Source organism: Marinilabilia salmonicolor JCM 21150 (assembly GCF_000259075.1).
GTDB classification, from domain to species: Bacteria; Bacteroidota; Bacteroidia; order Bacteroidales; family Marinilabiliaceae; genus Marinilabilia; species Marinilabilia salmonicolor.
On record NZ_AJKI01000028.1, the window covers coordinates 1 to 479 of the forward strand.

General features: G+C 44.1%; 1 rRNA gene. It reads left to right on the forward strand.

The features are described from left to right. The first annotated feature begins 199 nt into the window (after positions 1-199). Positions 200-310: ribosomal RNA gene (rrf, locus tag W7W_RS0113570) — 5S ribosomal RNA — on the forward strand. Positions 311-479: the final 169 nt, after the last annotated feature.

The following is a 479-nucleotide window of genomic DNA, read 5'->3' on the forward strand; positions in this document are numbered from 1 at the left end:
TGCAGGTGTAAATACGGTGACGTATGTAGCCGAGCAGTACTAATTACCCAAAACTTTTAAGTTGAGGAAGCCCGCTTCCACACTCAAGCATTATTACAATAAGCAAGAAATGTGAGTTTTCTTTTTGAATCTTTTCCAATATGTTAACGATATTGCCTCCAAATCCCCCTCCTTGGGAGGGGTTAGGGGAGGCTCCCATTAAGGTGGTTTTAGCAACAGGGTTCCACCTCTTCCCATTCCGAACAGAGAAGTTAAGCCTGTTAGCGCCGATGGTACTGCGTAAAAGCGGGAGAGTAGGTCGCCGCCGACCTTTAAAGATGAAAGCCGTTCCAATTATTGGAACGGCTTTTTTTGTTATAAGGAGGTGCGAATTCGAATTCGCACCATTTTTTTGAAAGAAGCAAAGCCGGACCATTAGAACCGGGTCCCCAAATGGGGGCCAACTATTTATGGTTATTGCAAAAATCTGTCAATGTTTA